General features: G+C 67.5%; 20 protein-coding genes. 17 read left to right on the forward strand and 3 right to left on the reverse strand.

All coding sequences use genetic code 11. The annotated features are described in order from the left end of the window. Positions 1-125: 125 nt before the first annotated feature. The 17 genes from QN350_RS10080 to QN350_RS10160 all read left to right on the forward strand — a co-directional run bounded on the left by QN350_RS10080 (position 126) and on the right by QN350_RS10160 (position 14716). A complete protein-coding gene (locus tag QN350_RS10080) occupies positions 126-1004 on the forward strand; it encodes a flagellar motor switch protein FliM (protein WP_323516329.1) in 879 nt (292 codons plus the stop codon). Beyond that, entirely contained in the window at positions 1001-1699 is a 699-nt protein-coding gene (fliN, locus tag QN350_RS10085) for a flagellar motor switch protein FliN (protein WP_322139639.1), read from the forward strand. The genes QN350_RS10080 and fliN overlap by 4 nt, the downstream gene beginning before the upstream one ends. Further along, positions 1700-2257, forward strand: a complete 558-nt coding sequence (gene fliO / locus QN350_RS10090) for a flagellar biosynthetic protein FliO (RefSeq protein WP_322139640.1) — start codon at positions 1700-1702, stop codon at positions 2255-2257. It abuts the gene before it with no gap. A 71-nt stretch (positions 2258-2328) separates the two neighbouring features. Then, positions 2329-3156 carry a flagellar type III secretion system pore protein FliP gene (gene fliP, locus QN350_RS10095; RefSeq protein ID WP_416173071.1) on the forward strand — a complete coding sequence of 276 codons (828 nt, stop codon included), beginning with the start codon at positions 2329-2331 and terminating at the stop codon, positions 3154-3156. After that, positions 3156-3431: a flagellar biosynthesis protein FliQ gene (fliQ, locus tag QN350_RS10100; RefSeq protein WP_281534735.1), complete on the forward strand. Its 276-nt coding sequence runs from the start codon at positions 3156-3158 to the stop codon at positions 3429-3431. Before fliP ends, fliQ begins: the two co-directional genes overlap by 1 nt. After that, entirely contained in the window at positions 3431-4189 is a 759-nt protein-coding gene (locus tag QN350_RS10105; RefSeq protein ID WP_281534736.1) for a flagellar biosynthetic protein FliR, read from the forward strand. Before fliQ ends, QN350_RS10105 begins: the two co-directional genes overlap by 1 nt. After that, positions 4190-5422, forward strand: a complete 1233-nt coding sequence (locus QN350_RS10110; RefSeq protein ID WP_322139641.1) for an EscU/YscU/HrcU family type III secretion system export apparatus switch protein — start codon at positions 4190-4192, stop codon at positions 5420-5422. Continuing rightward, positions 5419-7470: a flagellar biosynthesis protein FlhA gene (locus QN350_RS10115; protein ID WP_322139642.1), complete on the forward strand. Its 2052-nt coding sequence runs from the start codon at positions 5419-5421 to the stop codon at positions 7468-7470. Before QN350_RS10110 ends, QN350_RS10115 begins: the two co-directional genes overlap by 4 nt. Beyond that, positions 7445-8596: a hypothetical protein gene (locus QN350_RS10120; protein WP_323502897.1), complete on the forward strand. Its 1152-nt coding sequence runs from the start codon at positions 7445-7447 to the stop codon at positions 8594-8596. The genes QN350_RS10115 and QN350_RS10120 overlap by 26 nt, the downstream gene beginning before the upstream one ends. After that, entirely contained in the window at positions 8596-8946 is a 351-nt protein-coding gene (gene csrA, locus QN350_RS10125) for a carbon storage regulator CsrA (protein WP_323516333.1), read from the forward strand. Before QN350_RS10120 ends, csrA begins: the two co-directional genes overlap by 1 nt. Positions 8947-9175: 229 nt before the next feature. Further along, complete coding sequence (locus tag QN350_RS10130; protein WP_322139645.1) at positions 9176-9979, forward strand: sorbitol-6-phosphate dehydrogenase subunit; 804 nt, start codon at positions 9176-9178, stop codon at positions 9977-9979. Positions 9980-10003: 24 nt separating this feature from the next. After that, positions 10004-11944 carry a BglG family transcription antiterminator gene (locus tag QN350_RS10135; protein ID WP_323516336.1) on the forward strand — a complete coding sequence of 647 codons (1941 nt, stop codon included), beginning with the start codon at positions 10004-10006 and terminating at the stop codon, positions 11942-11944. Continuing rightward, entirely contained in the window at positions 11941-12393 is a 453-nt protein-coding gene (locus QN350_RS10140) for a transcriptional regulator GutM (RefSeq protein ID WP_322139647.1), read from the forward strand. Before QN350_RS10135 ends, QN350_RS10140 begins: the two co-directional genes overlap by 4 nt. 3 nt (positions 12394-12396) lie before the next feature. Then, positions 12397-12978: a PTS glucitol/sorbitol transporter subunit IIC gene (locus tag QN350_RS10145; RefSeq protein WP_281534743.1), complete on the forward strand. Its 582-nt coding sequence runs from the start codon at positions 12397-12399 to the stop codon at positions 12976-12978. Between the two features lie 11 nt (positions 12979-12989). Continuing rightward, positions 12990-13997, forward strand: coding sequence for a glucitol/sorbitol-specific PTS transporter subunit IIBC (locus QN350_RS10150; protein ID WP_322139648.1), 1008 nt, complete (start codon positions 12990-12992; stop codon positions 13995-13997). A gap of 84 nt (positions 13998-14081) precedes the next feature. Beyond that, positions 14082-14444, forward strand: coding sequence for a PTS glucitol/sorbitol transporter subunit IIA (locus tag QN350_RS10155; protein ID WP_281534746.1), 363 nt, complete (start codon positions 14082-14084; stop codon positions 14442-14444). Between the two features lie 11 nt (positions 14445-14455). Further along, positions 14456-14716 carry an HPr family phosphocarrier protein gene (locus tag QN350_RS10160; RefSeq protein ID WP_322139649.1) on the forward strand — a complete coding sequence of 87 codons (261 nt, stop codon included), beginning with the start codon at positions 14456-14458 and terminating at the stop codon, positions 14714-14716. A 131-nt stretch (positions 14717-14847) separates the two neighbouring features. Here QN350_RS10160 and QN350_RS10165 read toward each other — a convergent pair whose 3' ends face one another. The 3 genes from QN350_RS10165 to QN350_RS10175 all read right to left on the reverse strand — a co-directional run. Beyond that, entirely contained in the window at positions 14848-15930 is a 1083-nt protein-coding gene (locus tag QN350_RS10165) for a glycosidase (protein ID WP_322140411.1), read from the reverse strand. Between the two features lie 86 nt (positions 15931-16016). Next, a complete protein-coding gene (locus tag QN350_RS10170; RefSeq protein WP_416173072.1) occupies positions 16017-16928 on the reverse strand; it encodes a carbohydrate ABC transporter permease in 912 nt (303 codons plus the stop codon). Continuing rightward, on the reverse strand, positions 16922-17849 hold a 928-nt coding region (locus QN350_RS10175), incomplete at its 5' end, for a carbohydrate ABC transporter permease (protein ID WP_416347730.1). The genes QN350_RS10175 and QN350_RS10170, both read right to left, overlap by 7 nt.

The raw sequence follows: 17849 nt of genomic DNA on the forward strand, positions 1-17849 counted from the left end.
ATCCCGCGAACGGCAACAGGCATCCCGCCCAGAATTTCGCACGGATTCCCCTCGAGCTGCTTACCGGCCGGATTCACCGGCCGATAGTTGCAGTCGTGACGGTCCAGGAACAGAAGAGTATTGGCGTGCCCGCAGCGCCCGCACGCCCGGTCGAGGTGTACGACTTCCGTCGTCCGACGACCCTCGCGCGCGAACACTCGCGCGTTCTTGAACTCGCCTTCGAGACCTTCGCCCGTCAGTGGGGCACCCAGCTGACCGCCAAGGTTCGCGTGATGTCCCAGGTGACCTGCGAACACGTCCTGATGCGCAGCTACGACGAATACGCGAGCTCCTTGCCGTCGTCGACCGCGATGGTGCTGTGCCCGATCGGAAGCCTGACAGCCAAGGCCGTGATCCAGTTCCCGACCGCGGCGGCCCTGTCCTGGGTGAGCCACATGCTCGGCGGCAGCGAGGTTCCTCTGCTTCCCGAGCGCACCTTCACCCAGATCGAGCTCGCCCTCGTGCGGCGCCTGATGGAGGATGCCCTCGAGGACCTGCGGTACTCCCTGGGAACGCTGCTCGTCCTGCCCATCTCCTTCGGCGGCATCCAGTACAACTCCCAGTTCGCCCAGGCCGCGGCCACGAGCGACCTCGTCATCGTCGCGACGTTCTCGATGCGGGTCGGTGAGACCACCTCGACCGCCACTCTTGCGCTGCCCGCCGAGACCCTGCTTCCCCAACTCGGGGAGTCGATCCCGGTCATCACCGCCGAGGAACAGCAGGAGAAACTGCACGCCCAGCTCGCCTGGGTTCCCGTCGACCTGTCCCTGCAGCTCAGCCCGATCCGGGTGCTTCCCAGCGTCATCCTCGGCCTTGCCGTCGGTGACCTGTTGCCCGTCCCGCACTCCAGGCATCGCCCGCTCGACCTCGTCGTCGACGGGCGCACCCTGGCCAGGGCCGCCGTCGGATCCAACGGCTCCCGCCTGGCCTGCATCGTCACCGACACCGAGGAACTGTCCCCATGAGCCCTGCCACGACCACCATCCGCAATCTCGTCGAGGCCCTGCTCACGGTCCTGCCAACGCCCACCCGCCTGCAGGCGACCCCGTGCTCCGGAGGAGCCCTTGCCGGACGCCTCGGCGCCGGCGTCGTCGCATCCTTCGTCGGCGTCACGAGCGCCGACCTCGCGATCGTCCTGACCGACCCGCACTCGCTCGACGCCGCAGCCGGCAACGGCGCCTTCTCGAGCCTCGACGTCCTGCGGCCGGCCCTCGACAGCGCCGCGACGGTGCTCGGCATCGGCGTGCTCGGCGCCTCCCGCCTCGAAGACGTCACGGCCCTGTTCGCGGATGCCGACACGAGCGTTTTCGAGCTCGCGAGCGAGGGCGTCGTGAGCGCCTGGTTCGCGATCCGCCTTCGTGAGAACGGCGCAGGCTCCGGCATCCCGCGCGCCGACCGACCGTCCGTCGCCGGCAAGCTCGGTCGGATCAACAGCGTCGAAATGGCCCTGACCGTTGAGATCGGCCGCACCCGGATGTCCGTGCGCGACGTGCTCGCCCTCGAACCCGGCGCCGTGATCGAGCTCGACCGTTCCGCGGGAGCCCCTGCGGACATCCTCCTGAACGGCCGCCTGATCGCCCACGGCGAGATCGTCGTCGTCGACCAGGACTACGCCGTGCGGATCACCCAGATCCTCGATGTCGCCGAAAGCCTGAGCTAGGTGGACACCCTTCTCGTCGCCCTCCGCGTCGCGCTCTCCCTCGCTGTTGTCGTCGGACTCCTCTGGGTCCTCCAGCGCCGCATGCAGAAGGGCACCCGTCGCGGCCCGAAGGCCAGCCTCGTGTCGGTCGTCGGCCGGCAGGGGCTCGGCCAGAAGGCATCCGTCGTCGTCGTCGACGTCGAGGGCCGGCGCTTCGTGCTCGGCGTGACCGAGCAGTCGGTCACCGTGCTGCACGACGCGCCGAGCCCGGCGGAGAGCTTCGCCACCACACTGCACGCGGCGGACGCGGACACGACGACGAGACTCTCCGCAGGGATCACCGCGACGGCTACCGCGGGCGCGTACGAGCCCGCGGCGAGCGTCGCGGCCGATGACGAGGTGCTTCCCGCCCCGCTCACTTTCCGGCCCCGGCACGACCGGGGCACCCGCGCCGCAGAGTCGGCCGTGCGCGCCGAGTCGGGACCGGGCTCGAGCTCCCGGCCGAACCGCCTCGCCGGATCGATCCTCTCGCCGGCGACGTGGCAGCAGACTGCCGCGGCACTCCGGCAGGGACGGTGAACACCCGCGCCCTGCGCCCCGGCCCGCCCGGGCTCCGTGCCTCGCGCTCCGACGCCCTCCGCCGTGCGGACCTGGTGCGCTCCACCAGGCTCCTCGTGATCGCGGCACTCGTGCTCATCATCGTCCTGTCCATCGTGCTGCTCGCCACGAGCGCGGGCCACGCGGCGACGCTCGCCCCGGTCGCCCCTGTGGACCCGGTGGCGCCGAGCACCCCGACGCCCGCGACAGGCACCGGCCTCAGCGTCGACATCAACGGCCCGGACGGGTCGCCGTCTTCGGCGATCGTGACCCTGATCGGGATCACCCTGCTGTCGGTCGCCCCGGCGCTCCTGCTGATGATGACGAGCTTCACCAAGATCTTCGTGGTGCTCGCGATGACGCGCAACGCCCTCGCGCTCCCGTCGATCCCACCGAACCAGGTGCTCGCGGGACTCGCCCTGTTCCTGTCGCTGTTCATCATGGCGCCCGTGCTGACCGACATCAACGACCACGCCCTGCAGCCCTACCTGAACGGCACGCTCTCCTTCGATGACGCGGTCACGATCGGCTCGGCGCCGCTGCGCACCTTCATGCTCGCTCACACCCGCGAGGAAGACCTCGCCCTGATGACCAGGGCCGCCGACCAGGCCAACCCGGTGAGCCGCGACGCGGTGTCCCTCCTCACCCTGATCCCGGCGTTCATGATCTCCGAGCTGCGGGCGGCGTTCATCATCGGCTTCGTCATCTTCATCCCGTTCCTCGTCATCGACATCGTCGTCTCCGCGGCACTGATGTCGATGGGCATGATGATGCTGCCGCCGGTGATGATCTCGCTCCCGTTCAAGATCCTGCTGTTCGTGCTCGTCGACGGCTGGGGACTGATCATCACAACCCTCATCACGAGTTATCGGGGTGGCTGATGGATTCCAACGCCATTCTCGACATCGGCATGCAGGCGATCATCGTCGCGGGCAAGCTCTCCGCGCCGATCCTGATCACCGCGCTCGTCGTCGGTTTCGCCATTTCCCTGCTGCAATCGATCACGCAGATCCAGGAGGTGACGCTCTCCTTCGTGCCCAAGGCGATCGCCGTCTGCATTGCCCTGCTCATCTGCGGGCACTGGATGATCTCCGAGATCGTCTCGTTCACGACAGCCCTCTTCGACAAGATCCCGACCCTCATCGGCGGCGGCTGATGAACATCACCCTCGACTTCACCTGGATCGAGGCCGTCATGCTCGCCGGGGTGCGACTGATCGCCTTCCTCGTGATCGCTCCGCCGTTCTCCTACAACGCGTTCCCGCTCCGGATCAAGGGCATGCTCTCCCTCGGGCTCGCCCTCGCCGTTTCGCCCGTCGTCACCCCCGGCTACGTGTCCCCGGACACCGGCGGCTTCATCCTCGCGCTCCTGCTCGAAATCGTCGTCGGCGGCATGCTCGGCTTTCTCGTTCTGATCGTGTTCTCCGCCGTGCAATCGGCGGGCAACCTGATCGACCAGTTCGGCGGATTCCAGCTCGCCCAGGGCTTCGACCCGCAGGCGATGGTCAACGGCGCCATGTTCACCCGGCTCTACCAGATGACCGCCATCGCACTCCTCTTCGCCTCCGGCGGCTACCAGCTCATCATCGGAGGCCTGGCCCGGAGCTTCACGGCCATCCCGATCGGCGGCGGAATGGACCTCGCCGCCCCGGTCCAGGCCGCGACGAACGCCGTCGGCCAGTTGCTGCTCTCCGCCGTGCAGATCGCCGGCCCGCTCATTGTCGTGCTCTTCCTGGCGGATGCCGGCCTCGGCCTGCTCACCCGGGTCGCGCCCGCGCTCAACGCCTTCGCCCTCGGCTTCCCGCTCAAGATCCTGATCACCCTCACCCTCGGCGCGAGCGCCTTCGTCGCGCTCCCTCGCATCGTGTCCGCCCTCACCGACACCGCCGTGACAACCATGCTCGGGGTGAAGTAGATGTCGGACTCCGGCGAAAAGACCGAGCAGGCCACCGACAAGCGGATGAAGGAGGTCCGCGCCAAGGGCCAGCTCTCCAAGTCGCAGGACCTCACCGCGTGGATCGGCATCGGCGCCGCCGCCGCCCTCGCGCCGGTCACGATCAGCCTCGGTTCCCAGGCCGGCGCCAGCCAGCTCGACGCGCTGCACGCGATCGTCGCGAATCCGAGCCCCGAACTCGCCGAACAACTCATGGGGGACGCGTTCTCCTCTCTGGCCGGAACCCTGACCCCGATGCTCGCGACCGTGTTCGCCGTCGTCCTCATCGGCGCAGCTGCCCAGGGCGGCGTGCACCTCAAGAAACTCGAGGGCAAGTACGACCAGTTCAACCTCGTCACCGGGCTCGGCCGCACCTTCGGCGGCCAGGCGGTCTGGCAGGGTGTCAAGGCACTGCTGAAGACCGCGGCGGTCGGTGTCGTGTTGACCCTGGTGATCCAGGGGCTCGCCCCGATCCTGATGACCGCGGGCGGTCTCCCGGTCGCCGCCCTGATTGACGCGGCAGGGGGAGGCGCAGGCTCGCTCGTGCAGGCGGCCGTCGTCTCCGGCCTTGTGCTCGCCGCCGCCGACGTCTTCGTGGTGATGCGCCGCAACCGCAAACGCACCCGGATGACCAAGAAAGAGGTCACCGACGAGAACAAGAGTTCCGAAGGCGACCCCCGGATCAAGTCGCAGCGCCGCTCCCGGCAGCTCGCCATGAGCCGGAACCGGATGATCGCATCCGTGTCGACCGCCGACGTCGTGCTCGTCAACCCGACCCACTTCGCCGTCGCCCTCCGCTACGAGCCGGGCAAGTCCGCTCCGAGGGTCGTCGCGACGGGGGCAGGCGTCATCGCCCTGCGCATCCGCGAGCAGGCGGCGAGCGACGGGGTGCCGATCGTGCGCGACATCCCGCTCGCCCGTGCACTCCACAGCGCCTGCAAGCTCGGCGACGAGATCCCGGTCGAGCTCTACAACGCCGTCGCCCGCGTGCTCGCGTTCGTGCTCGCGCTCAAGACCCGCGGCGGGGCCTCCGGCTCCGGCGACACGACGGGCTACGGCGAGGACGCCGGAGTACACACCCTCACGCCGTCCGCCCACGCCATTCCGACGGCATTCGCCGGAGCCGGAGCCGTCCCGGCCGCGCGCGCCCCCTCCCGCTCCGCCGCCGACTCTGCCTCCCACTCCGCCGCTCACTCCACCGGAGGTTCCCGATGAAGACCACCCTCGCCAGGCTCGCCGTCCCGATCGGCGTGGTCGGCATCATCCTGCTCCTCGTCGTGCCGGTCCCCGCCGTGCTGCTCGACATGCTGATCATCGTCAACATCCTGCTCGGCCTCGTGGTGCTCCTCACGACCATGTTCGTCAAGAAGCCGCTCGACTTCTCGGTGTTCCCGTCCCTCCTCCTCGTGGCGACCCTGTTCCGGCTCGGCCTCAACGTCGCATCCACCCGCCTGGTGCTCGGCGACGGCTACGCAGGACAGGTGATCGCCTCGTTCGGCCAGGTCGCCGTCGGCGGGTCGATCATCATCGGCGCCGTCATCTTCCTGATCCTCGTCGTGATCCAGTTCGTCGTAGTCACCAAGGGCGCCGAGCGGGTCGCCGAGGTGGGCGCCCGGTTCACCCTCGACGCCATGCCCGGCAAGCAGATGGCGATCGACGCCGACCTCAACGCCGGCCTGATCACCGACACCCAGGCCAGGGAACGCCGGGCGGAGGTCTCCGCGGAGGCCGACTTCTACGGCGCGATGGACGGCGCCTCGAAGTTCGTCAAGGGTGACGCGATCGCCGGAATCATCATCATCATCATCAACCTCGTCGGCGGCATCGGCATCGGCATGATCCAGCGCGGTATGTCGATCACGGATGCGATGAGCACGTATTCGCTGCTGACCATCGGTGACGGGCTCGTCACCCAGATCCCGGCGCTGCTGATGGCCGTCTCGACCGGCATGATCGTGACCCGGTCCAACGCCGAGTCCGACATCGGGGCCACCGCGTCGGCGCAGCTCACCCAGTCCCGCAACGCGCTCATGATCGCCGGCGGCGCGGCTCTGCTGATGGCGCTCATCCCGGGCATGCCGATCCTCCCGTTCGTGGTCGCCGGGGCGAGCCTGCTTCTCGTCGCCCAGCGGATCAAGGCGAGCGAGGCACGGGAGCAGGTCAGGCAGGAGTCCGCCGCCCTCGCCGAACGGGCCCCCGTGCGCTCGGACACGCCGGAGGACCTGATCGAGTCGATGCGGGTGCACGCCCTCGAGATCCTGCTCGCCTCTGACCTCGTCGACCTCGTCTCCGGAGCCCAGGACGACCTGCTCGCCCGGGTGCGCGCCCTCCGCCGCAAGATCGCGATCGACCTCGGAGTCGTCGTTCCTCCGGTCCGCACCCGCGACAGCGTCGAATTGCCCTCTGCGACCTACGTCATCCGCATCGCGGGTGTCGAGGCCGGCCGCGGGCTCGCGCCGTCCGGCAAGGTGCTCGCCCTCGGTGACAACCTCGAAGGCCTGCCGGGCACCGCGACCGTCGAGCCGGTCTTCGGCCTCGCCGGCAAATGGGTGCCGAGCGAGATGCGGCACAGTGCGGAGATGGCCGGGGCGACCGTCATCGACCGGGTCTCCGTGCTCGTGACCCACCTCTCCTCGATCGTCACCGGGAATGCGGCGCGGCTGCTCACCCGGGAGGACGTGCGCGTGCTGACCGACGGCGTCAAGCAGGTCAACCCGGCCGCCGTCGACGACCTGATCCCCGGCATGCTGTCCCTCGCCGAGGTGCAGCGGGTGCTTCAGGGCCTCCTGATGGAGCAGATTCCGATCAACGACCTCTCCCGGATCTACGAAGCGCTCTCGCTCCGGGCGAAGGCATCGACCGACCCGGAGGGACTGATCGAGGCCGCCAGGCAGGGCCTCGGCCCGGCGTTGGCCGCCCAGTACCTCGACGACGGACTGCTCCGCGTGATCATGATCGAGCCCGGCCTCGAGCAGTCCCTGCTCGAAGGCATGCGCGCCTCGGAGCAGGGCACCCAGATCATGCTCGAACCCGCAAGGATCGACGCGATCCTGGGCTCGCTGAAGGCCTCGCTCGCAACCGTGGAGGCGAGCGGGCTGACCGCCGTGCTCGTCTGCGCCCCTGCCCTCCGCCCGGCGATCCACCGGCTCGTCTCCGCGCAGACCGGCGGGCTCCCGGTGCTGTCCTACCTCGAGGTCACCTCCGCGAACGTCGCCATCGAGACCGTGGGGGTGGTCCGTGGAACCGAAACGATTTCAGCTTGACGGTCCGACGCTTCCTGAACTCAAGGCACGCATCCTCGCCGAACACGGGGCGGATGCCCGCATCGTCTCCGCCGAACGGGTCACGGTCGGCGGCATCCGCGGCTTCTTCGCCCGCCGCCACTACGAGGTCACGGTCGAGGTGCCCGAGCGCCGCCGCCGGGCCGCGCACGCCCAGCCGGTGCGGATGGTGCCACTCGAGCGCGACGAACAAGGCGACGGTGACGGGACCGGGACCGCGCTGCCCGGACGCGCGGCGCGGCTCGGGATACTCGCCCTTCTCGAGGACGCCGACGGGGCCGATGATCCGGGAGCCCTCGGGAGCCCCCGAGCCTCCATCCAGACCCCGCTGCTCTCGACCGGCTCCGCGGGCTTCGCCCAGCTGATGGACGAACTCACGTTCGCCGTGTCCGAGCCGGTTCCCGAGCGAACTTCCGAAGGCTTGCCCGGGCCCGTCGGCGAACCGGGGCCGTCCGGCTTCGTGACCGAGGCCGGTGCGCCGTGGGACGCGGGGACGTACCGGCGGCCGGCGGCCCTGTCGGCCCGTGCCGGGCATCCGGTGCCGCGACACGCGGGACAGGGCGCAGTGCCGCGGGCGTTGACGCGCCCCGGCGACCTCATCGTCCTCGTCGGCTCACCGGCGGAGACCCTTCGCATCGCCGGGATGATGGCCGCGATGGACGGGGCCGCCGAGGTACTCGTGGCCGGCTCCGTGGTGTCCGAGGGCGCTCGTCGGGTCGATGACCGGCGCTCCGCCCTCGCTGCGCGCGCCGGGGGAGTCGCCCGCGGGCGCACCTGCTTCCTCGCCTTCGGTATCGGAGAGACCCCGGGGGACCGCGAATACCTCGGCGGCGACCTGCTGATGGTCGGCGCCGACCAGACCTGGGTCGTGGTGGATGCCGGCCGCAAGCCCTCTGACACGGTCTCCTGGGTCGGACTGGTCGCCGCCGTGCTCGCGATCGACGCGGTCGCCGTCGTCGGATCCACGACGACATCATCTCCGGAAACCGTCGATGAACTGGGCATTCCGATCGGCTGGGTCGACGGGGTGCCCGCGGTCTCCGCGACGCTCGGACGTCCCGCAGCCCGCCTCCCTGACGCGCCCGATGCCCGCGCTAGGCTGGCATGATGCTGGTTCTCACGCGCAAGCCGGGGGAGAAAATCCTCATCGGCGATGACATCGTCATCACCGTCCTCGATGTGCGCGGCGACAGCATCCGCATCGGCGTCGACGCCCCGCGCGGCGTCAAGATCCAACGCGACGAGGTCCTTCGCGCGGTCATCGAGGCGAACCTCTCCGCAAGTCGAAACGGGAGCCTCACCGACGAGGACGCCGAGGCGGCAGAAGCACACCTCAAGGCGGCCCTCGGCCTGTTGCGACCCCCCGCTGGAGCGACGCCGACGCCGACAGCAACACCGACGCCCACGCCGACCCCGACCGCGTCACCCTTCCCGCACCCGCCACTGCCGCCCGTGTAGCCACGGCATCCGCGCCTGAGTTAGGGAAAGAGCACCTTCGTCGAGTCGACGAAGGTGCTCTTTCCGTAACTCAAGCGCCGTGCACCGGAACGCATCGTGACGCCCCGATGACCCGCGGGCGGCGGCTTTCCTCTTGCCGGAAAAAGGCCGTATTAATTTGTGGCGAGGCCGCCCATAGTGTTCAACCCAAGAACGCAGCACAGCAGATACGCGATCAAGGGAGACATACATGCCGAACACCTGGCTCGGACTCGAAGGAAGAGTCGTCATCGTCACGGGCGGCGCCTCCGGCATCGGCAGGGACATCAGCGCGGAACTCGTCCGGGTGGGCGCGAAGGTCGCCGTGAGCGACCTCAGTGTCACAACCGGAATCGACCCCGCGACCGGCATCCTCAACGTCGCGTGCGACGTGACGAACGCAGCGAGCGTCAGCGACATGGTCGCAACGGTCGTCGCGGAATACGGCCACCTCGACGCGCTCGTCAACAACGCGGGCATCAACATGCCACGGATGCTCGTCGACGGCAAGCAGGAACGCCCGGAGTACGAGCTCAACGAACACGACTTCGACCTGATGTTCGGCGTCAACGTCAAAGGCGCCTACCTCGCGACCCAGGCAGCGACCAAGGCCCTGCTGAGGAACGGCGGAGGTACGATCGTGAACATCACCTCCGAAGCAGGGATGGAGGGATCGACCGGCCAGAGCTGCTACTCGGCCACCAAGAGCGCACTCAACGGCTTCACCAGGTCGTGGGCGAAAGAACTGGGTGCGCAGAACATCCGGGTCGTGGGCGTCGCCCCCGGCATCAACGAACCGACCGGGCTGACGTCGCCGGCCTATAACGAGGCACTCGCCTATACGCGCGGCGTCAAACCCGAACAACTCACGACCGACTACTCGAAGGTCATCCCGCTGGGACGACCCGGGAAACTCAGCGATATCGCCAATCTCGTTGTCTACCTGGTCTCTGACCGGGCCTCCTACATCACCGGCACCACCGTCAACATCAGCGGAGGAAAGTCCAGGGGCTGAATTCCCCCTGGACGGAAGGTCAACGTGGACAACCGTCGCACACTCAGCAGGCCGGCGCACATCATCCGGTACCTGGAAACCCGCCTCTCGGCATCGAACGATTCTCTCGCCCGCCGTTTCGGCGTCGGCCCGAAGACGATCATGAACGACATCCGCGACCTCAACCGCTCGCTCGCCGGAGCGGCGACGATCGAACTGGACACCGGCCGGTATCGCCTCTTCATCATCGACAGCGACGGGTTCTCCCGCATCCGCGAGGAGCTTTTCGAGCGGATCGATTCGTTCAACCTGCCGTCCAACCGGCACGGCTATATCTTCCGCCGGCTCGTCCAGCAGTCGGGCCCCCTCCTTATCGACGACCTCGTCGAGGAGATGAGCGTCGGCAGGAGCACGGTCATCGGAGACCTCGGCAGGCTCAAGGCACACCTGGCCCCGTACGCGCTGCGGATCACCGGGATCCCCAACGTCGGGATCGAGCTCGTCGGCGACGAACTGCAGGTGAGGCTCTTCGTGCTCGAGAACATGTTCGAAGCCGTCTACGCCGACTACCCCCTCGATGACGAGTTCGTCGAGATCATCGAGGATGCCGCGGCGGACTACCATCTGGACGGCGCCACGACAGAATCGCTCACGCGCTGGTTCACCGTGATGATCGACCGCGTGCTCACCGAGCACGGGCTGACCGCACTGCCCGGACGATACCTGGCCCTCACGACCACGCCGGCGTTCACGCTCGCCGACAGGGTCGTCAACGCCGTCGGCCGGAGGATCCAGATGTCGATACCGTCCGGCGAATCGATCTTCCTCGCACTCCCGATCGCCGGCATGCGCACCCCCACGGACTCGCGCGCCCTCGAACAGTTTCCCTCCGGAACCGAGAACGAGCTGCTCGTCCAGAAGATCCTGGACCGGATCGACGCGGAGATGGACCTCCATGTGCCGGCCAACGCGCTCCTGAAGGAGTTCGTGCACCACATCACCTTCATGCAGAACCGGATGAAATACCAGGTGTACGTGAAGGACGTCTCCCTCGGCGACATCGAGCGCGAGTACCCGGTCGCGTTCCTGATGGCCAGGATCGCCCGGCGGGTCATCGAACAGGAGACCAGCCTGAGCGTCGTCGACGATGAACTCGGATTCATCGCCTCCTACTTCCAGGTCTTCCTCGAAGAACAGCAGGTCCACCGTGAGCCGCGTTACCGGGTCGCCATCGTCTCGACCGCCGGAATCGTCTCGGCCCGGCTGATCCAGGTCCAGCTCCAGAAGGTCATGTCCGGCAAGACCGAGTTTCAGATCCTCGCGCTCGACGCGGCCGTGCCCACGGTCCTCGACGGCTTCGACCTCGTCGTGACCACGGCCTGGTCGGAACTCGTGACGAGCACCCCCATCATCGAACTCAGCGAATTCTTCGACAACCGGGAAATCCTCGGCAGGCTCACCCGGCTCCGCTACGACACGGACGTCGACGTTTCCCTCGCCGCCGGTGCCGACAGCATCCTGGTCTCCCTGCTCGACCGAACCCGCTTCTTTCGCCTCCCACCGGAGAAGAGCTATCTGGAGAACACCGCGTTCATGGTCGGCCGGCTCCTCGCCGAGGGCGTCGTGGACGCGGGATTCCAGGACCGCCTCGACGACCGCGAGGCGCAATCGACGATGCTGCTCGACGATTACGTGGGGTTTCCGCACCTGGGGAACGCGCTCGGCAACCGCGTCGTCTTCGCCCTGGGCGTCGTTCCCCGCGCGAGCGGTGAACCGGGGGAACGGGTCATCTTCCTGCTGGCCCTGCCGGCCAAGACCGACTATGACGACACCCTCCTCGTCAGGATCTATGACGAGGTCATCCGCCTCGCCGGCGATCACGCCGAACTCGACCTGATCTCGCAGCTCGCGAGCTACGAGGAGTTCTTCTTCCACATGGCGAGAACGCCATCCCTGAGTCACAAACCGGACGGAGAGCCGCGATGAATTTCTGGCCGATCCTGGTGGCGCTTGCCGCCGCCTACGTACTGCAGATGGCGTTCGCCTGGGTGCAGATGAAGAGCTTCACCTCGGCATACGGCGAGCTGCGGCGCAAGGGCAAGGTCGCGATCGGAATCAAGAAGGGGGCGTTCTCCTCCGGTGCGATCGTGATGCATTGCGTCGACGACGCCGGCGACATCCTGGACAGCCGGAGGATCTCCGGCGTCACCGTCTTCTCGAAGTTCCGGGTCCTTCCCGGCTTCGAGGGCAAGAACATTCGGACGACCTCCGCGAACGACTGTCGGCAGCAGCCGAAAAGCGTCCGCAAGGCGACCGACAACGCACGTGAGAACTACATCACGATCATGGCAGGGGGGACAGTCGCGGAACCGGAGAGCCCATTGGGCAAACTGGCGACCCGGGTCTCGTCCCTCTTCACGAAAAGAAAGGAGTGAGCTGTGGATATTCTTGGATTCCTCGTGCAAGGCGCACAGCTTTTCATCGGGCTGTTCCAAACCGGCGCAGCCACGTTCATCAGCTGGATGCAGACGATCGTTCCGGTGGTGCTACTGCTGCTCGTCGCAATGAACTCACTGATCCGGCTGATCGGAGAGGACCGGGTCAACCGGTTCGCGAGCAAGGCCGGCGGCAACCCGCTGATGCGGTACATGGTGCTTCCCTTCGTCGGGTCGTTCCTCCTGGCCAACCCGATGGTGCACTCGCTCGGGCGTTTCATGCCGGAGCGCTACAAGCCCAGCTATTTCGCGAGTGCAGCATTCTTCTGCCACACCAGCAACGGCATTTTCCCGCACATCAACCCGGGTGAACTGTTCATCTGGCTCGGCGTCGCCGCCGGTGTGCAGAAGCTCGGCCTCGATGCCGGACCGCTCGCGATCCGTTATCTCCTGGTCGGCCTCGTGCTCAACTTCCTCTGCGGCTGGGTCACCGACCTCACCACGGCGATCGTGATGAAGCAGCAGGGCGTCATCCTCAGCAAGACAGTCCGCACGCAAGATAGTTCCGTCATGGCGATGGGTTAGGAAGAACGATCATGGTCGAATATCACGGAGTCGTGATTACCAAGGGCAGCGGCGGGTTCGGCGGCCCGCTCACGGTCACCCCCACCGAAACCAAGAACAAGCTCGTATACATCACCGGCGGCGGGGCGAAGCCCGACGTTGTCGACAAGATCGTGGAACTGACCGGGGCCATCCCCGTCAACGGTTTCAAGACCTCGGTGCCGGACGACGAGACCTTCGCGGTCGTCATCGACTGCGGTGGGACGCTGCGCTGCGGGATCTATCCGAAGAAGCACATTCCGACGATCAACATCATGCCGACCGGCCGCTCAGGCCCCCTGATGCAGTACATCAAGGAAGACATCTACGTCTCCGCGGTCGGCCCGGCGCAGGTGCGAAGCCTCTCGGCGACGAACGAAGCCGCCCCGGAGGTCGGCGCTGAGCCCGCGGCGCGCACCTACACCTACTCGACGGACAAGAAGATCTCGGAGACCCTCGCCCAGCGACCGAATCAGTCGTTCGTGCAGAAGATCGGCCTCGGCGCAGGCAAGGTGGTCAACACCTTCTACCAGGCCGCGCGTGACTCCGTGCAGACCATGATCAACACGATCATTCCCTTCATGGCCTTCGTCGCGATGCTGATCGGGATCATCCAGGGCTCTGGGTTCGGAAACTGGTTCTCCGGTTTCCTCGCCCCCCTCGCCGGCAGCGGCCTGGGCCTGATCCTGCTCGGCTTCATCTGCTCGCTGCCGTTCCTGTCGCCGTTGCTCGGCCCCGGCGGCGTCATCGGGCAGGTCATCGGCACCCTGATCGGCGTCGAGATCGGCAAGGGCAACATTTCCCCGAGCCTCGCCCTCCCCGCGCTCTTCGCCATCAACACCCAGAACGCCTGCGACTTCATCCCGGTCGGCCTCGGACTGGCCGAAGCGGAACCCGAAACCGTGGAAGTCGGCGTCCCGTCCGTGCTGTACTCCCGCTTCTTCACCGGAGCACCCCGGGTCGCCCTGGCCTGGCTGGCCAGCATCGGGCTCTACGTCTAAGAATCATCGCAGCGGGGTCCCGCACCTGCGGGGCCCCGCCGGCTCACGAAACAGCATCCGTTCGCACAACCGAAAGAAGTCGTCATGCCAGTCATCTATCACACCGTCGTCGGGGAAATCGGTGACGCCGTCGACTCCTTCCTTGACGAGGGAATGTTCATCCTGTTCGGGCAGGGCGCACCGGACGCGCTCAAGGACTATTGCTACATCGTCGACGTCACGGCGTCGACGGGCGCCATCGTCGCCGGTCAGTCGCTCCGCCTCGACGACGAGTCATACACGATCACCGCCGTCGGGGAGGTCGCCCGGCAGAACCTCGACGGGCTCGGCCACATCACGGTCGTCTTCAACGGGGCGACGAACGCGAAAATGCACGGGTCCGTCTATGTGGAGACGGCCACGCCGCCGAAGCTGAGCGTCGGCAGCGTCATCACCATCGAAGACTAGGACGATCGGTCATGAGGTCAGTGAGCGCGACGGTGCGCAACCCGCAGGGGATCCACGCGGCGATCGCGCACGGGTTGCACCGGGAGGCCGGCCGATTCGAGAGCAGCCTCTTCCTGAAGCACGGCGCCCGGACCGCGAGCCTCGGCAGCATCGTCGCGATCCTGGCACTCGGCGTCGAGCGGGGTGCGGAGATCGAGATCCTCGCCGACGGAAGCGATGAGGCTGCGGCCCTGGTCGCCATCGTCGGGCTCCTGGACGAGCTTGCGACCTGACGGGCCGGGCGGGTCTCTCGGGGCCCGGTTCGCGGCATCCACCCGTGAATCACGGAAAGAGCACCTTCGCCGAGTCGACGAAGGTGCTCTTTCCGCAACTGGGCGGATGTTCCGAACGAGGGGTTCCGGAACTATCCGTCAGTCGGGTCCAGGGTGGTGCGGTCCAGGCGGGCGACGCCGATCTTCGAGTCGGCCATCCCGTAGAAGACGTACTTCTGGCCGTCGATCTCCTCGATCGCGGTCGGGAAGACCACGTTGGGCACGATGCCGCTGAGCTCGTCCGGCGTTTCGGCCTTCAGGAGCGGTTCGCTCGTGCGTTGCAGGATGATGGTCGGGTCGTCCGCGTCGAGGATCATCGCCCCCGCCGCGTAGTTCACCTTCTGCTGCTGCGAGAACGCGCCGTCGATCACGCCCGTGACGCCGTGGTGCAGCAGCAGCCAGCCCTCCGGTACCCGCAACGGAGCGGGGCCGCCGCCGATCTTGAGTTCCTCGAAGGCGAACTCGGGCCCGGCGAGGAAGCGGTGGCCGCTCCAGAACGCGAGCTTCGTCACGTCGGCGAGCACGTCCTCGACCGGCACGTAGCTGATCCAGATGCTCTGCCTGGTGTCGGTGACCCCGGCGGGCACGCGGATGCCTTCACCCGGCTTGACCTCGCCGAGGTCCCACATCGGGCGGTGCAGCACCGCGAAGGACTCCACACCATTCGGGCCGGTGACGGGCTCGGGGAAGAAGACGGTGTCCTTGTTGTGGAAGAGGTTGAGGTCCATGTCCAGGGCTTCGTCGAAGGCGAAGAGCACCGGGCCGAGCCTGCGCCAGCTGCGGAGGTCGGAGGAGACCGCGAGGGCCGTGCGCGGGCCGAGCGGCCCGTAGGCGACGTAGGTCATCACGTGCAGGCCGAGCCGCGGGACGAAGGTGACGCGCGGGTCTTCGACGCCGGCATTGTGGGCGCCGCGTTCCCAGCCCTGGTCGGGTTCGAGTACGACTCCCTCGCGCTCGACGCCCGTCGGCACTCCGTCGGTGATGACGACGCGGGCGAGTCCGACCCGGGAGACGTTGCCGGTCGCGACGAGGCGCGGCAGCAGGTACAGGGTGCCGTCTGGCGTGTGCCCGGAGCCGGGGTTGAGCACGCCCTCCGCCTCTTGCGCATTGCCCGGTTCCGGCGTCATGACGACGCCCATCCGGGTGAGGCGATACGGGAATGCCGCGCCGGGCATCCGCTGCGGGGCGGCGGCGTGCGGAATGTTCCCCGGGGAGGGGGCGGACGAACGGATGGGGGATGCTGCAGTGGAATCGCGCATGACTAGCCTTTCACGCCTGAACCGATGTCGGTCGAGACGAAGTGTCGTTGGAAGAGGATGAAGAGGATGACGGCCGGGCCGGCGAGCACGCAGGCGCCGGCGAGGACCGCTCCGAAGGGATTCGCCGCGGAGGCCGCGACGGTGCTGATGTAGTTGGCGAGGGCTACCGCGAGCGGCTGCATCGAGGCCTGCTTGGTGACCAGGAACGGCCAGAGGAATTCGTTCCACGGGCCGATGAAGGTCAGCAGCACGACGGTGAGCAGGGCCGGGCGCACGAGCGGGAGGGCGATCCGCCAGAGGAGCACGACCTCGCCTGCCCCATCGATCCTGGCCGCGTCGAAGAGCTCGCGGGGGACCTGCAGGAAGTACTGCCGGAAGATGATCACCGCCGTCGAGTTGATCGCGAACGGCAGGATCATCCCGAGGTAGTTGTCGGCGAGGCCGTAGTCCCGCGCGATCATCACGTAGAGCGGGATCATCAGGAGCTGGAACGGAACGACCTGCACGAGCAACACGAGCGCGAAGGTGATCCCGCGGCCGCGCCACTGCAGCTGGGCGAGCGCGTAGCCGACGAGCACCCCGAAGACCAGGGTGCCGAGGATCACGCCGCCGGTGAAGATGCCGGAGTTGAGCAGGGTCTGCATCAGGTTGACCCGGCTGTTGATGTCCGCGTAGTTCTCGAGGGTCAGATTGGCGGGGTTCGGGAATGCTCCCGCGATGGAGGTGTCCGGCGACTTCTGGAGGGAGCCGACGATCATGTAGTAGAACGGGAACAGGAACGCCACGGCTCCGACGGTGAGCACGACGCCGCGGAGGATGTTCTGTCCGCGGCTCATGCCGCTGGTCGTGCGCCTTCCTGGTGCGCGCGTGCTGATCGTACCTGTGCTCGTGCCTGGTGTGCGCTCGCTCATGATTCGTCACCTCCGGCGACCTTGCGCTGGATGAAGGCGAGGATGAGCACGCCGATCACCAGGATGATGCCGATCGCGGACGCGGTGTCGGGGTTGCCCTGCTCGATGCCCTTCTGGTACATCAGCAGCACGGGTGAGGTCGACGCCCCGTTCGGGCCGCCGCCGCCGGTGAGGAGGTACGGCTCGGTGAAGAGGTTCGCTCCCGTCACGGTGGAGAGCAGCAGCACGAGCACCGTCGCCGGGCGCACGCCGGGGATCGTGACCGAGAAGAACTTGCGGATCGCACCGGCGCCGTCTGTCGAGGCGGCCTCGTAGAGCTCGGTGGACACGCTCTGCAGCGCGGCGAGGTACAGCAGGATGTAGAAGCCGAGCTGCTTCCAGGTCACGAACAGGGCGATCGTGGGCATCGCCCAGGTCGGGCTGATCAGCCAGGACGGGTCGGGGGCGAGCGGGCCGAGGATCTGGTTGACGAGGCCGCCGCCGCTGAAGAGGAAGAGCCACACGCCGACGACCGCGACGCTCGCGGTGACGTAGGGCACGTAGTAGGCGACCCGCAGGAAGGTGCGGCCGCGCACGGCCTTGTTGAGTGCCGTTGCGAGGACGAGCGAGAGCACGACGGTGAGCGGCACGTTGATCAGCAGGAAGATGCCGACGTTCCCGAAGGAGCGGATCACGGCCGGGTCGGAGAGCACCTCCTGGAAGTTGTCGAGGCCCACGAACGGGCGGTCGACCTGGGCGCCGGGGGCGGCGAAGAAGTAGTCGTGGAAGGCCATGTAGACCGCGAAGACGAGCGGGTACGCGAAGACGGCGATCACGAAGACGAGGTAGGGGGCGCTGAGCAGGAGCCCGATCGGGTTCCGGCCCAGCCACGGGCGATGCCGGGTGGCCCGCCCGCCCGGGGCCCGGGTGGGGGGCCCCGCGGGC

The organism is Cryobacterium sp. 10I5, assembly GCF_035019865.1.
Taxonomy (GTDB): Bacteria; Actinomycetota; Actinomycetes; order Actinomycetales; family Microbacteriaceae; genus Cryobacterium; species Cryobacterium breve_A.